The following is a 13,704-nucleotide window of genomic DNA, read 5'->3' as shown; positions in this document are numbered from 1 at the left end:
AGGCTCTGGCGCGCTAAAGACAGCGGGTATACATACGCGGCTCGCGGCATCTGCTCAGGCCACTGCAGGGGCAGCAGCAGAGGCTAATGTAATGGCTACTGAAAAGGCCACTGCAGAGGCTGCGGATCAGGTTACAGCTCAGCCCACAGCTAACACTGTAGCTCAGCCTTTAGCTCCGGCGGCTGCGCTGCCTGCAGCGCACATGCAGGCGTCGCTGCTGTCAGCGACGGCGTTAATGCCGCGAAGCCGTTATCTTGACCATATCGAGGCGTTGCGGGGCAGTATCGCCCGCGGTGAGATCTATCAGGCCAACTACACGTTTCCTATTGCCATTGAAACCTGCCTGTCGCCACAGACGCTGTACCGCGAGATTGCCAGTCGTCATCCCTGCGCGCATGCCGCCTATGTTGAAGATGAGGGGCGTACCCTGTTGTCGTTTTCCCCCGAGCTGTTTTTTGCACGCAGCGGATCAACCCTCACGGTGCGGCCCATGAAGGGCACCGCCCCGCGTTTTGCCGACCCAGAACAAGATCATCAGTCTGGTCAGCAACTGCTGCACAGCGAGAAGAACCGGGCCGAGAACTTGATGATTGTCGATCTGTTGCGTAATGACCTGGGCCGCGTGGCCACACCGGGCACGGTTAAGGTTGACGCTTTGTTCACACTCGAGCAATACCCTTCGGTCTGGACACTGACGTCAACGGTGACGGCGCAGGCGCCCGATGCTTCGCTAGAGACCTTGTTGCGGGCACTGTTTCCATGCGGTTCAATCACTGGCGCACCCAAAATTGCCGCCATGAAAAAAATACGCGAACGCGAGATGGCAGAGCGCGGTATTTATTGCGGCAGCATAGGCTGGTTGGCGCCCAACGGTGACTGTTCGCTTAACGTTGCCATACGCACCATTACCATGCAAGGCGACGCGCCGGAAGACGGGCAGGCTGGCTTGTCAGACCATACAAAAAGCCGTGCAAACCAAAGCCACAGCGCAGACGTACCTGGCAGTCAGGCAGACCAAGACCAAAACGCAGAATTGCCTGATCGACAGGCAAGCCAAAGTCATAATGCAGAAGTGCCTGATCGACAGACAAGCCAAGGCCATTACGCAGAAGTGCCCGGCAGTCAGTCAGACCATCGTGCGGCGCAAAACGTGTCATTGGGCGGTGTGCATCATTTCGCCGCGCCGCGTTTTCATGGGGTGTTTGGGGTTGGAGGGGGTATCGTCTATGACTCCGAACCTGAGCTGGAGTGGCAGGAATGCCTTTGGAAGGCCCGTATTTTGGGATCGCCGCCTGGGTTTGTTGATGAAGTGCCCATTGCAGAGCAGCCACCAAGTACCGTAAGTGGCACGCAAAGGCCGTCAGAGGTGGGTATGTCTTCGCGATCATCACAGTGGTCTTTTGAAAGTCGGGCCGACGCAAAGCGTCAATCATGACAGCGATCACAAAAATAGCCACCAGGCATGGCTCAGACGACGCCCAAGTGCAGTTGATCGAAACCATGCGTGTTGAGCCGGGCCACAGAATCGAACTGCTGGCAGGCCATATGCGCCGGCTGCAAGCCTCAGCCCAGGCATTGGGTTACCCCTGGCATGGCCAACAGATTACACAGGCCATACAGCAGGCTTTGGCAGATGTAGATGCACACGGCACGTTTCGTCTGCGCCTGCTGCTCAATAATCGCGGCAGGTGTTCGCTGGAAAGTACGGTCTTGCCGCCCACCCCAGAGCCCGTAAAACTGAAGCTGGCGCCTGAGCCGCTTTTGGCCGATGCGTTCTGGCTGGTGCACAAAACCACACGCCGTCATTGGTACGAGCCCGCACAAACCTGGCTTTCAGCGCACGCTGAGTACTTTGATGTGGTGTATTGCACTGAGCAGGGGCAGGTTTGCGAAGGCAGCCGCAGCAACCTCTATGTGCAGGATGATGCGGGCGTTTGGTTAACGCCGCCCATCTCTGCAGGCCTGTTGCCGGGCGTGATGCGCCAGGCGTTACTTGACCAAGGCATAGTGCGTGAAGCGCTCGTGCCCCGCCAGATGCTGATCGAGGCCCGGGCTGTGCGCGTTTCAAATGCCTTGCGCGGTTGGCTGGATGCCTTGATCGACTTTGACTGATCCAATCTTAGGGCCTGTAATCAACATGAACGGGCGTTGGCGCAGGCCATACGCCCGGGCGTGAGGGCAATCGCGTCGGGGCAGAGGCGTTTAGCGTTAATGCAGCGTGCGCGGGCGGTAGGGGTCAAAGGGGCCAGCCCCTTCTGTGCCGTCATCAGGCCCGGTGTCGTCGTCGGCATCATCTTGTTCGTCATCATCATCGTCATCGGGCAGCAGGCCTTCGTCCTGAACGACAAAGGGCAAAATCTCGGCCAGCGTGTCTGTCCAGGCGACTTCCTCGCCCGACTGGTCGACTTTGATGAAGCGGACCGGGTCAAGATCTGAAAGCTGTATGGCCCACAGACACTCGCAATCGTAGACATCACCGTCTTCGATATCCATGCCGCCCTTGTTGCCAAGCAAACGGGCGCCTTTGCCCCCAATTTGCACTACGGTAATGTCTTCTGGGTCTTCTTCGATGTCTAGCGGCACGGCGAAGATTACCCATTCGAAGCCGGTTTCTTCTGCGTCCATAAGTTCGGCCAGCACGGGTTTGCCCATGTAGGCGGAGAGCGCGTCGGCAGTGTTGCCGAGCAGGTCGAGTTCGTCAGAGGTAAATACAAGCGGAGGAAGCTGGCTGTCGGTCATGATTGCGTGCCCGGATGGCCCGAAGGTTAACAATCGGCTATTTTAGTGCATGGTCGCCTGCTCTAGCGCGGTGACCACTGATAACGCCTACAATCAAGCCTTTCATTTCAACGCTTTACTTCTTTTCCGGTGGTCATGGCTCAATACGTATATACGATGAATCGCGTCGGCAAAATTGTGCCCCCAAAGCGGCATATTCTGCGCGACATTTCACTGTCGTTTTTCCCGGGCGCCAAAATCGGCGTGCTCGGCCTTAACGGCTCGGGTAAATCGACGCTGCTCAAGATTATGGCGGGTGTAGACACAGAGATCGAGGGCGAGGCTATTCCTATGGCGGGCCTCAAGATCGGCTATCTGCCCCAGGAGCCGCAGCTCAATCCCGAGCACACGGTGCGTCAGTCGGTCGAAGAAGGTCTGGGCGAGCTGTTCAGCGCCCGCAAGCGCCTTGATGAGGTGTATGCCGCCTATGCCGATCCCGATGCTGATTTTGACAAGCTTGCTGCCGAGCAGGCTGATCTTGAGGCAGTTATTGCGGCGGCGGCCTCCAGTGGCGCTGACGATATCGAGCATCAGATGGAAATTGCTGCCGACGCATTGCGACTTGCGCCTTGGGACGCCATTGTAGGCAAGCTGTCAGGAGGCGAAAAACGGCGCGTGGCGCTTTGCCGCCTGCTGCTCTCCAAGCCTGACATGCTTCTGCTCGACGAACCCACCAACCACCTTGATGCCGAAAGCGTAGAGTGGCTTGAAGTGTTCTTGCGCAAGTTTCCTGGCACTGTGGTTGCGGTTACTCACGATCGGTATTTTCTCGATAACGCCGCTGAATGGATACTCGAACTTGACCGCGGCCACGGCATTCCCTGGAAGGGCAATTACACGTCCTGGCTCGAACAGAAAGATGACCGCCTCAAGCAAGAAGAAGCGTCTGAATCCGCACGCCAGCGCACGATCCAGAAAGAACTTGAGTGGGTGCGACAAAACCCCAAGGGTCGTCAGGCCAAGGCCAAGGCGCGCCTGTCGCGGTTCGAAGAGCTTTCATCACACGAATACCAGAAACGCAACGAAACCCAGGAAATTTTCATTCCGGTGGCCGAGCGGTTGGGTAATGAGGTGGTCGAGTTTGAGAACGTCAGCAAGGGCTATGGCGACCGTCTGCTTATAGACAACCTTAGCTTCAAGGTGCCACCGGGCGCCATTGTCGGCATTATCGGCCCTAACGGCGCCGGTAAATCAACGCTGTTTCGCATGATTGCCGGCCAAGAGCAGCCTGACTCCGGCACGGTAAAAATCGGCCAGACGGTTAAGGTTGCGTTTGTCGATCAGTCGCGCGACTCGTTGCCTGACGACAAAACCGTGTTTGAAACCATTGCCGATGGTGCTGATCTGCTGACGGTTGGCCGTTTCGAAATGCCATCGCGTGCCTACCTGGGTCGCTTCAACTTCAAAGGCGGCGACCAGAACAAAGTTGTGGGCAAGCTGTCGGGGGGTGAGCGTGGGCGTCTGCATCTGGCCAAAACATTGATTACCGGCGGCAATCTGCTGTTGCTTGACGAACCTTCCAACGATCTTGACGTTGAAACGTTAAGGGCACTTGAAGATGCTCTGCTTGAGTTTGCCGGTTGTGTCATGGTTATCAGCCACGACAGATGGTTTCTGGATCGCATTGCCACGCATATACTGGCCTTTGAAGGTGATTCTGAGGTCGTTTTCTTCGATGGTAACTACCAAGAGTACGAAGAAGACAAAAAGCGTCGCCTTGGCGAAGAGGGGGCCAAACCCCGTCGCCTGCGCTACAAGGCGCTTAAGTAACGCAGCAAGACAGCAAAGCTGTAAAGCTATGAAGCAGTAATGCAGTAATGCAGTAATGCAGTAGAGGCAAGCGGCACACGCCGCCGCTTGCCTCATAAGTTCGCTAGCAGACCAGACAGCCATTAAGGTGCGCCCGCCCCCTGCGGTGTATTACACGGGCAGCGCGCTCAGCCCTGAGCGACTGCAAGGAGTCGACACATGCCTATTCTCAGTACCCATAACTCTGTGTTGCTAATTGTTGATATGCAGACGGGCCTGCTCCCGGCAATTCCTGATCATCAGCCTTTGGTAGAGCGTGCCGAGCGTCTTGCGCAGGCGGCAAAATTGCTAAATGTGCCGGTTATTGCCACCGAGCATTACGCCCAGAAAATCGGGCCCACCAGCCCCCTGTTGCAGGCGCACGTGGATCATGTCATTCATAAGACTCATTTTGATGGCACGCGCGAGAAGCATTTTCTTGCCGAGTTTCCACGACGCCGTCCGCGCGTGTTGTTAATTGGCACTGAGGCCCATGTGTGCGTGTTACAAACCGGCCTGGGCCTGGCCCGGCAGGGTTTCTCGCCTGTGCTGGTGGCTGACTGCGCGGGTTCGCGGCGTAACGCTGACCATGCCATGGCTTGCACCCGCTGGAATCAGCATGGTCTTGAACAAGTTACGGCCGAAATGGCCATGTTTGAATGGGTGGATACCCCTGAACACCCCCGTTTTCGTGAGGTACTTGCATTGATCAAAGCCGGGTGAGTGGTGTCTGAAACAACTGTTGCGTACGCTCACAAGCGTATCAACCTTTAGTTTGCGAGATGCGAGAAACATCGAGTAATGTAAAAGCATCATCGTAGCAATTGGAGGTATTAGATGACATTCACCACTCTTGCCAAGCTGAGCGCAACAGGCATACTCGCCGTCGCTATGGCTGGCTGCTCTTCATGGGATTCCATGAGCCATCGTCAGAAAAGCACTGTCACGGGTGCAGGTTTGGGCGGTGTTGCCGGAGCGGTTATAACGGGCGGTGGCGTACTGGGTACAGTAGGTGGTGCTGCTATTGGTGGCGTCATCGGTGATCAGGTAGGCAAACACCGCTGATCACAGCAGCCGTCTGTACGACTGTTCAGGTTGTAAAGTCGGCAATGCGTTAATAGTTGAACACCCCGACGGGAGCTTTCCCGGGCGGGGTGTTTTTGTTTATCGTTAGCCCCACTGTGGTGTGTTGCTAAATTGCCTACCGTTGCGATTGAAACTGTTGGACGTGGCTGAGGAATCGCTCGAGCGCGGGGGTTGAGACGTTTCTGGCTGTTGCCAGCACGATGCCAGACTCTGTTTTGGCATTATGAATTTTTCGGAAAATAACACCTGGCGGCCTGGACGCAGTGTATGTGCTGGGCACGATCGAAATGCCCAGGCCTGCAGCCACCAGCGCGAGCGTCGTGCTGTTTTCACGCACCTGCTGCACAATGCGCGGTGAATATCCCGCCAGTGTCGTAAGCGTTGTGATGTGGTCGAATAGACCGCAGCCTAGCGCTTGCGGGAACAGAATGAAGTCTTCATGGGCAAGGTCGACCATGCGAATTTCCAGCGTGGGATCCGAAAAATTATGGTCGCTGGCCATCGCCAGCATCAACTCATCATTCCAGAGCGGTTCTACCAAAATTGCTGGAGGTGCGCGAAAGTTTAGTGAAGGCCTGAGAAACCCGATATCGATCTGCGCTGCGTCAAGCGCCTGTAATTGTTCCCCAGTGGACAGATGCAGCAGGTCCATTTCCACGGCGGGGTAGGCCTTACGAAAACATTGAATCAAACGTGGGAACTGTTCGAAAATTGGTACAGACGCGGTGAACGCGATACGCAATTTTCCTGCCCGCCCATCCAGTGTTAGTGTGCACTGCTCACGAGCCTCAGCAAACTGCTCCAGGATTGCTGTTGACCTCTCCAGAAATAATTCTCCCGCGACGGTAAGTTTGACTGAACGTCTTGTACGGTCGAATAACTGGACGCCCAGGTCTTCCTCGAGCAGTTTGATTTGCTGGCTCAGAGGGGGCTGACTGATATGCAGCCGCTCGGCAGCTCTGCTGAAGCTGAGCTCTTGGGCGACGGCGACAAAGTAATTGAGCTGCCTGAAATCCATCTCTTAGTCGATTTTCGTATTAATGTGAGAGCCAATTAGTATTGGACCATATAACTGCGGTCGGCCAGAATGTTCTCGTCATAAGTCAATTACTGGAGACAACATAATGAAAACCTTACTATCGCGTACAGCGATTCTGTTGATGGGCAGTGTTCTGGCTATGGGTTCTGCTCTGGCTGCTGATTTTCCTGATCAGCCTATTAATATCGTGGTTCCGTATTCGCCGGGTGGTGGTGTCGATATCGTGACGCGGCTGGTCACCAAGAAAATGGCGCAAGAGCTGGGCCAACCGATAATTGTTGATAATCGTCCGGGTGCAGCGACCAATATCGGCATGGCCTACGTTGCCCGTGCGAAACCGGATGGCTATACACTTTATACCGCATCCAATACCTTTACCACCAACAAGGCACTGTATTCGGATCTCACATTTGACCCTGCCGCTGACTTTACGCCGGTAGGCAAAATAGGTGAGGCTCCTTTAGTTGTCGTGGTAAAAGCCGATTCCAAACTCAAGACATTGAAAGACCTTGTGACTTATGGCCAGCAACATAAGGGCGCACTGACATTTGGTACGGCCGGGGTGGGTAGTTCAGGCCATATGGCGAGCGAACTCCTGTTGCGTGCCGGGCATTTTCAGGCATTGCATGTGCCCTATAAGGGCGGTGCGCCAGCCATCACAGATCTTTTGGGCGGTCGGCTTGATTTCATGTCCATTAACCCGCTTGAGGTAGTTTCGCACATACAGGCAGGTACGTTGCGCGCGTTGGCTGTGCTCAATGAAAAAGGGACGCCTTTGTTGCCCGATCTTAAAACCGCGCAGGCGTTAGGTTTTCCTGATCTCAATGCCACCGTATGGTGGGGCATTGTGACGCCAGCGGGGACGCCAGAGGCCGTGGTGACCCGGCTGAATCAGGCGCTAAATGCGGCGCTGGACGATAAAGAGGTTAAGGACAGTCTGGCTAGGCTCGGCGCCAGCCCATTGCCCGGTACGCCCGTTGATTTCAAAGATTTTCTCGGCAAAGAAACCGCTGAACTCGCTTCAGTGATCAAGGCGGCCAATATAAAGGCCAACTGAATATAGGCCAACTTAGCGTATGACGGGTTCGACTTCCCGGGCGCGTTCCCGGGAGGTTGTGCCGCGCCGAATACCTTCTTTCTCTCGAAGTTGCAGGTCACGAAAATGAGTAAAAAAAATGCGTTGATTATCAGTGCCCACTCTGCCGATTTTGTCTGGCGCGCCGGTGGGACGATTGCTCTGTATGCAGAGCGTGGCTGGAATGTGCATGTTTTGTGTCTGTCTTATGGCGAACGCGGCGAGTCGGCCAAGCTATGGAAACAGCAGGGCATGACCCTGAAACACGCAAAGCACTTGCGCCAGAAAGAGTCACAGCAGGCGGCAGACATACTGGGTGCGACGATTTCATTTATGGATTGCGGTGACTATCCTTTGCGCGTCTCAGACGACATGTTGTTCAAGATTGTTGATGTTTATCGCAGCTTGCAGCCAGAATTTGTCCTGACACATTCATTCAAGGATCCCTATAATTTTGATCATCCTTTGGCCAATCATCTTGCGCTGGAAGCCAGAATTATTGCGCAGGCGCACGGTCACAACCCTGGGGAAACGATTCTTGGCGCCCCTCCCGTGTTTTTATTTGAACCTCATCAACCCGAGCAGTGCGAATGGAAGCCTGAAACCCTTCTTGATATTTCTTCAGTTTGGGAAAGAAAGTACGCTGCCTTCCAGATCATGGGTGCGCAGGAGCATCTGTGGGAGTATTACACGCGCGTTGCCTTGCAGCGTGGTGTACAGGCAGCTCGTAATTCTGGCAGAAAAATAAAATATGCGGAGGCGTATCAGTGTGTCTACCCGCGCGTGACGGACGACCTGCTGTGAAGGCATGCTTGTACATTAACGTGGTGTCTGCACCCCGCTCAAGGAGCAAAGCGTGATTAATCATAATTACCAAAGAGTGACCTCGGCGCAGGTAGCTGTTGCAGCAGGCATACCTGCCTCAATTATTTCAGACGTGTCCGGGCGTCGAGGCGCGCTGGATGGTCGAATCAGAACGATGGTGCCTGGCTCCCGACTCTGCGGCCCGGCTTTAACCGTCGAGGTCAGGCCGGGTGATAACCTGATGATTCATGCTGCGCTCGTGCTTGCGCAAGCCGGTGACGTGCTCGTCATAGACGGCAAGGGTTGCATGACTAGTGCATTGATGGGCGAGCTTATGTGTGCTCACGCTCAAGCCGCTGGAATCGCCGGGGTGGTGATCGATGGTGCGGTGCGCGATGTGGCCGAGCTCAGGGTGGGTGACTTGCCGGTTTTTGCGTGTGGAAGCAGCCCCAATGGGCCTACTCGCGGGTTAGCGGGCCGTATCGGCTATCCAGTCTCTCTCGGAGGCGTGTCGATCACGCCGGGCGATCTGATTCTGGGCGATGATGATGGCGTAGTGGCTTCACCAAGGGAAGGTCTCGATCAGATATTGTCATTGGCATCCCTGAAAATTGCAGCTGAAGCGCAGCGACGTCAAGATATTGATGAAGGCCGCCTGGTGTATGGCTGGCTTGAGGGTGCGCTGAAAGACGTTGGTGCATTGTCGCAACAGGGTAGCCTTAAGGCTTTGGTTTCTGAGTTTTCCGGCTCGCGTGACAGTGCGAGGCACTGAGGTCAGGATGGCACCGTACTGGGTGTGCACGAACGCTGCAATCTCCATTTGGCTCTGTTTGGCGAGCTGATCGTTAAGCGGACTGGTTCTCGGCTATGGCTGATAGCCTATCGTTGCAAGGCGAACACAAGGGCACACTCCTGACATAACTAATAGACTCGCAAAGCGTATCCGTTTCGGGTATCTTTTAAAGAAATGCGAGATATAAATGCCCTGATGCGTCAGAGCTCTGCACGGTGGCAGGCGGGCGAGAAACCGCCCGATGCCGCTTTGTGCAAGGCAGTTTATGAACTGGAAGAGGGTCTGCTTGTTGTGGGCCTAGGCGTTTTATTGGAGGTATGTTGTGGCTACGCGCTGTGATGAGCGTTAGCGCAGACAGGTTCAATTCGGTGCCAAAGTCACCATAAAAACAAAATGCCCGCTTGCGCGGGCATTTTGATTGAGGGTAGAGCAGGCTGGCCCCACCATTGGCACGGCTATCGTTCGAGCTGGGGCATCTCTATCTTTACCTCGAGAATCTCGAGGGAATCTTGCCGGTCGAGGTTGACCTTGATATCGTCCGGGTTGATCTTTACATAGCGCGAGATGACTTCGACCAGTTCTTTCTGAAGCCTTGGAAGATAGTCAGGCGTGATGCCATCACCCCGCTCATTGATCAAGATGAGTTGAAGACGGTCACGGGCGACGCTGGCGGAGGTCTTCTTTTGGCCGCGAAAAAAATCTAGCAAAGACATACTTATTTCCCCCCGAACAGGCGCTTGAACAGCCCGGGTTTTGCGTACTCAATGTAGCGCATGGGCTTTTCTTCGCCCAGATAGCGCGAAATGGCATCCTGGTAGGCCAAGGCCACTTCGCTCTCGCGCAGATGGATGGCGGGAATGCCCTGATTGGACGCCTGCAGCACAGATTCAGACTCGGGAATGACGCCGAGCAGTTTGATGCGCAGGATGTCTTCAATGTCTTTCAGTGACAGCATTTCACCCTCGGCAACGCGTTTGGCGTTATAGCGCGTAAGCAGAAGGAATTCTTTGATGGGTTCGTCGCCCTTTTCGGCGCGACGTGACTTGGCGGCCAGTATTCCCAGAATACGGTCAGAGTCGCGCACCGATGATACTTCGGGGTTGGTTACGACCAGTGCATCATCAGCAAAATAAGAAGCCATGAGTGCACCGGTTTCGATACCGGCGGGCGAGTCGCAGACAATGAACTCGAAGCCCATTTCGCCAAGCTCTTTGAGGGCTTTTTCAACGCCCTCCTTGGTGAGTGCATCTTTGTCTCGCGTTTGTGACGCAGGCAGGATAAACAGATTTTCAAGCTGTTTGTCGCGGATCAGTGCCTGGTTAAGCGTTGCCTCACCCTGAATAACGTTGACGAAGTCGTACACGACACGCCGCTCGCAACCCATGATGAGGTCGAGATTGCGCAGGCCGACGTCAAAGTCAATGACCACGGTTTTGTGGCCACGCATAGCCAACCCTGCAGAAAAACTTGCGCTGGTGGTTGTTTTGCCCACCCCGCCTTTTCCGGAAGTCACCACAACAATTCGCGCCATGACGGTAGAGTTCCTTATTGGTTTAGATAAATCACGTAATCGTAATGCATAACCTAGACGATACCGCCAAGGTTTGCATTAATTTAAAGAATTCTGGCAACAAGATAGATTCTGTTACTTGCCCAGAGCCTTGATATGCATTGCATCATCCTCGTCAAGCTGAATGATGGCCGGCTGGTTTTTCAGTGTATCGTCCAGCCTGGTTTCGATCACCCTGTACACGCCGGCAATGGCCAGAAGTTCAGGGTCAAGCTGGGTGGTGAAGATGCGTGCACGAGTATCACCGCGTGCACCGGCCATCGCCTTGCCGCGCAGAGGCCCGTACACATGGATATTGCCATCGGCAATAACTTCGGCCCCCTGGCTGACAACCCCGATAACGATGAGGTCAGTGTTGCGGGCGTAAATGCGCTGGCCTGAGCGCAGCGGACGATTGATCACCATAGCTGCCGGAGCAATTTCAGGCAGTGACATGTGCTGGAGTGGTTCTGTCGGGCTGTCTCCGGGTGCGTCATCTGGGGCGGGCGAGACGCTAGCCTCTGGGCCTGACACGGGTTTTTTGGGAGCTGCCTGTTTGGGCTTGCTTTGCCCTGCAGGCGGCGGCGCGACTACCGGAACCTCGGAGTCAGGCGCTGGCGTACTTGCAGGCCGTGGCACTGGGTTGGCCAGATCTACAACGGTCAGCCCCGCTTGCTGCGCGGCCTCGAGATTGTCGCCGGTGGCCACCACACCAACAGCATGCAGGTTGTGCGATTGTAAAGCCTGCAGCAGGGCGCTCCAGTTTAAGCGTTGTTCAACCGCAGTGGAATCAATTACAACCGGCTCATGTTCGAAGAAAGTACCTGCGTCACGCATGCGTCGATCAAGTGCTTCGACGAGCGCGTCAGTGTCGTGACTGTTTAGCACGACACGTACGGCATATAGGGTGGCACTTTTAAAATCTAGCGCCGGCTGGCCTTTACGTTTTCTGGTAGATTCGCTCACTGCCTTCTCGTGAATAGATTGTCAGAATATTCCTGCACGCTCATTTTTTTTGTGCCCAGGAGTCTTTAAGCGTTACCGCCCGGTTAAGAACGGGTTTTTGTGCGGTTGAGTCATTGCGATCAGCTACAAAATAGCCAAGACGCTCAAACTGCAACGGCATTTCGTCAGTTGTGGACGTGCCCGGTTCGATCCATGCCTGAATGACCTGACAGGAGTCAGGGTTGAGCGCCAGCAGAAAATCTTTGTCGCCAGTATCGGGGTGGGGCTCGGAAAACAGACGGTCATAAAGCCGGATTTCAGCCTGTACCGCATGGGCCGCACTGACCCAGGTAATGTTGCCTTTGACCTTGACCGAATCTGAACCGGGGGTACCGCTTTTGGTATCGGGCAGGTATTCGGCATGCACCTCGGTGATTTCGCCGTTTTCGTTCTTGACGCAACCTGTGCATCGCACAATGTACCCGTATTTGAGCCTGACCATGTTACCGGGAAAGAGTCTGAAGTATTTTTTGGGCGGCTCTTCTTGGAAATCTTCACGCTCGATCCAGAGTTCGCGCGAAAGTGGGAACTCACGTCGGCCAGCAGCCGGGTCGTGCGGATTGCGCGGCGCATTGCAGAGCTCGGTCTGGCCTTCGGGGTAATTGGTGATAATCAGTTTCAATGGATCTAGAACGGCTACTGAGCGCAGCGCGATCGGATCGAGGTCGTCACGCAGAGCCTGCTCGAGAATGCTGTAGTCAATGCGCGAGTCTGCCTTGGAGACCCCCAGCCGCTCGCAGAACAGTCGAATGGAGGCGGGCGTGTAGCCGCGTCGTCGCAGGCCGGCCAGCGTTGGCATGCGGGGATCGTCCCAACCCTGGACGTGACCTTCGCGCACCAGTTGCAGTAATTTACGCTTGCTGGTCACAACATAGCTGAGATGCAGACGCGCAAACTCGTACTGCCGCGGCAGCGGCTCGGCCAGCTGGCCGAGTTCGACCAGACGGTCGAGTATCCAGTCGTAGAAGGGGCGCTGGTCTTCGAACTCGAGTGTGCAAATACTGTGCGTGATGCGTTCAAGCGCGTCTTCTACGGGGTGTGCCCAGGAATACATGGGGTAAATGCACCAGGCGTCGCCCGTGCGGTGATGCGGTACATGCCGTATGCGGTACATAACCGGATCACGCATATTCATATTGGGCGAACCCATATCGATGCGTGCACGCAGGCACATGCTGCCATCAGGATGTTTGCCGTCGCGCATTTCGCTTAGCAGTCGCAGAGACTCTTGGGCGGGACGATCACGCCAGGGCGAATTGCTGCCTTTTTGGGTGAGCGTGCCCCGATTTGCCCGGATTTCATCGGCGCTTTGCTCGTCGACGTAGGCATAGCCTGCTTGCACCAGGGCCTGGGCGAACGTGAACATGTACTGGAAGTAATCGCTGGCGAAGTAACAATTGTCTTCGTCGCGAAATTTCCAGTCAAAGCCCAGCCACTCGACCATCTCGATGATGGCTTTGACGTACTCGTCTTCTTCTTTTTCAGGGTTGGTGTCATCAAACCGCAGATGGCAGGCACCCTGGTAGTCAGTAGCCAGGCCAAAGTTTAGGCAGATGCTTTTGGCATGGCCTATATGCAGATAACCGTTGGGCTCAGGCGGAAAGCGTGTGCGTATGCGCGCCGTGTCGAGCGGGGCCTGCTCATGGACGGCTGCTGGCCCTGGCTTGCCAGCCCAGCGTTTGTCTTGGTAGCGACCTTGCGCCAGATCGTTGTCGATAATGGTGCGCAGGAAATTGGAGGTTGGAGCTGGAATGGACGAGGTTGTCATAAAAAAACACTAAACAGGA

The 13,704-nt window shown here is 55.2% G+C and carries 13 protein-coding genes and 2 pseudogenes; 9 read left to right on the top strand and 6 right to left on the bottom strand.

The window, feature by feature from the left end; genetic code table 11:
• Positions 1-175: 175 nt before the first annotated feature.
• Positions 176-946 (top strand): annotated as a pseudogene (locus tag FQ179_RS22795) (chorismate-binding protein); the annotation flags it as partial.
• A gap of 485 nt (positions 947-1,431) precedes the next feature.
• Positions 1,432-2,112, top strand: a complete 681-nt coding sequence (locus tag FQ179_RS17240) for an aminotransferase class IV (RefSeq protein WP_149398558.1) — start codon at positions 1,432-1,434, stop codon at positions 2,110-2,112.
• A 96-nt stretch (positions 2,113-2,208) separates the two neighbouring features.
• On the opposite strand, the gene FQ179_RS17235 is transcribed toward FQ179_RS17240, so the two are convergent.
• Positions 2,209-2,739, bottom strand: coding sequence for a hypothetical protein (locus FQ179_RS17235; protein WP_149398557.1), 531 nt, complete (start codon positions 2,737-2,739; stop codon positions 2,209-2,211).
• 135 nt (positions 2,740-2,874) lie between these two features.
• Between FQ179_RS17235 and ettA the strand changes: the two genes are divergently transcribed.
• From ettA to FQ179_RS17220, 3 genes are all read left to right on the top strand, one after another.
• The gene (ettA, locus tag FQ179_RS17230; RefSeq protein ID WP_149398556.1) at positions 2,875-4,548 is read left to right on the top strand and encodes an energy-dependent translational throttle protein EttA; all 1,674 of its coding nucleotides are present in this window, start codon (positions 2,875-2,877) and stop codon (positions 4,546-4,548) included.
• Positions 4,549-4,746: 198 nt separating this feature from the next.
• Complete coding sequence (locus FQ179_RS17225) at positions 4,747-5,289, top strand: isochorismatase family protein (protein ID WP_149398555.1); 543 nt, start codon at positions 4,747-4,749, stop codon at positions 5,287-5,289.
• 114 nt (positions 5,290-5,403) lie between these two features.
• Entirely contained in the window at positions 5,404-5,631 is a 228-nt protein-coding gene (locus FQ179_RS17220) for a glycine zipper 2TM domain-containing protein (RefSeq protein WP_149398554.1), read from the top strand.
• A 136-nt stretch (positions 5,632-5,767) separates the two neighbouring features.
• Here FQ179_RS17220 and FQ179_RS17215 read toward each other — a convergent pair whose 3' ends face one another.
• A complete protein-coding gene (locus tag FQ179_RS17215; RefSeq protein WP_149398553.1) occupies positions 5,768-6,670 on the bottom strand; it encodes a LysR family transcriptional regulator in 903 nt (300 codons plus the stop codon).
• Positions 6,671-6,776: 106 nt separating this feature from the next.
• On the opposite strand from FQ179_RS17215, the gene FQ179_RS17210 reads away from it, so the two are divergent.
• From FQ179_RS17210 to FQ179_RS22790, 4 genes and pseudogenes are all read left to right on the top strand, one after another.
• Positions 6,777-7,748, top strand: coding sequence for a tripartite tricarboxylate transporter substrate binding protein (locus tag FQ179_RS17210; RefSeq protein ID WP_149398552.1), 972 nt, complete (start codon positions 6,777-6,779; stop codon positions 7,746-7,748).
• A gap of 105 nt (positions 7,749-7,853) precedes the next feature.
• Positions 7,854-8,570 carry a PIG-L deacetylase family protein gene (locus FQ179_RS17205; RefSeq protein WP_149398551.1) on the top strand — a complete coding sequence of 239 codons (717 nt, stop codon included), beginning with the start codon at positions 7,854-7,856 and terminating at the stop codon, positions 8,568-8,570.
• A gap of 52 nt (positions 8,571-8,622) precedes the next feature.
• On the top strand, positions 8,623-9,342 hold the full coding sequence (locus FQ179_RS17200) for an RraA family protein (protein ID WP_149398550.1): 720 nt from the start codon (positions 8,623-8,625) through the stop codon (positions 9,340-9,342).
• A gap of 195 nt (positions 9,343-9,537) precedes the next feature.
• Positions 9,538-9,666 (top strand): annotated as a pseudogene (locus FQ179_RS22790) (type II toxin-antitoxin system RelE/ParE family toxin); the annotation flags it as partial.
• A gap of 152 nt (positions 9,667-9,818) precedes the next feature.
• On the opposite strand, the gene minE reads toward FQ179_RS22790, so the two are convergent.
• The 4 genes from minE to FQ179_RS17180 form a co-directional block, all read right to left on the bottom strand.
• Complete coding sequence (gene minE / locus FQ179_RS17195; protein ID WP_149398549.1) at positions 9,819-10,076, bottom strand: cell division topological specificity factor MinE; 258 nt, start codon at positions 10,074-10,076, stop codon at positions 9,819-9,821.
• 2 nt (positions 10,077-10,078) lie between these two features.
• Complete coding sequence (gene minD, locus FQ179_RS17190) at positions 10,079-10,894, bottom strand: septum site-determining protein MinD (RefSeq protein ID WP_149398548.1); 816 nt, start codon at positions 10,892-10,894, stop codon at positions 10,079-10,081.
• Positions 10,895-11,008: 114 nt separating this feature from the next.
• Positions 11,009-11,878 carry a septum site-determining protein MinC gene (minC, locus tag FQ179_RS17185; protein ID WP_149398547.1) on the bottom strand — a complete coding sequence of 290 codons (870 nt, stop codon included), beginning with the start codon at positions 11,876-11,878 and terminating at the stop codon, positions 11,009-11,011.
• Between the two features lie 40 nt (positions 11,879-11,918).
• Positions 11,919-13,685, bottom strand: coding sequence for a glutamine--tRNA ligase/YqeY domain fusion protein (locus FQ179_RS17180; protein ID WP_149398546.1), 1,767 nt, complete (start codon positions 13,683-13,685; stop codon positions 11,919-11,921).
• Positions 13,686-13,704 lie beyond the last annotated feature (19 nt).

The organism is Pusillimonas sp. ANT_WB101 (assembly GCF_008369125.1).
Classification (GTDB): Bacteria; Pseudomonadota; Gammaproteobacteria; order Burkholderiales; family Burkholderiaceae_B; genus Allopusillimonas.
Note: the sequence above shows the minus strand (reverse complement) of the source record. Positions and strands in the feature narration are given on the sequence as shown.